At 33.9% G+C, this 610-nt stretch carries 1 pseudogene; it reads right to left on the bottom strand.

Features of this window, described 5'->3' with window-relative positions:
• Positions 1–426 (bottom strand): annotated as a pseudogene (locus ACIFQN_RS35745) (hypothetical protein); the annotation flags it as partial.
• Positions 427–610: the final 184 nt, after the last annotated feature.

Below are 610 nucleotides of genomic sequence, written 5' to 3'. Positions count from 1 at the left end.
AATTTCAGTCTTTAAAAACATTTGCATATTTTGTAAAGCTGACTGTAGTTTATTCCAATCATCAGGGGAAATGATCTTATCACGCAAAGAGTTGGTTAATGAATTCATTTCATCGTCTTCAGCAGGAGTTCGATTTGGCTTTAAGAATAATTCTTCATATCTATTCACATTAACAATATCATTTGCTGAATAGTTTCTTCGCGTAATAAATGTATCTATGGAATTTGGAAAGTTACTATCCGCATTTAAAACAGCCCAATATACTGTGTCCAAATTGTGTGAAGGCTCTTGTGGGGCATTGCGTGAATGTGAAGTGATGCACATGAAAAACTGCTTAGGATTGTTTGAGGTTTTTTGAAATATTACAACATCTAGTTTATTGTAATCATTCGATGGTAAATATTTTCCTCGATAATTATAGTTCATTCAAGCTGCTCTCCTTTCTTGTTAGTTGTCCAATTCAGCAATTACATCCATATCCGTGTTTACTTGTCTTATACAAATAAAAAAACGAGTCCCAGCCACAGACTTGCTAGACCAGCTACTTGTCATTCCATTAACAGGAATTTTGTACAAATGAAATCTTTCGTCCAGAAGGCTATATTGAAGT

It is taken from the genome of Brevibacillus sp. NRS-1366 (assembly GCF_050467985.1).
Note: the sequence above shows the minus strand (reverse complement) of the source record. Positions and strands in the feature narration are given on the sequence as shown.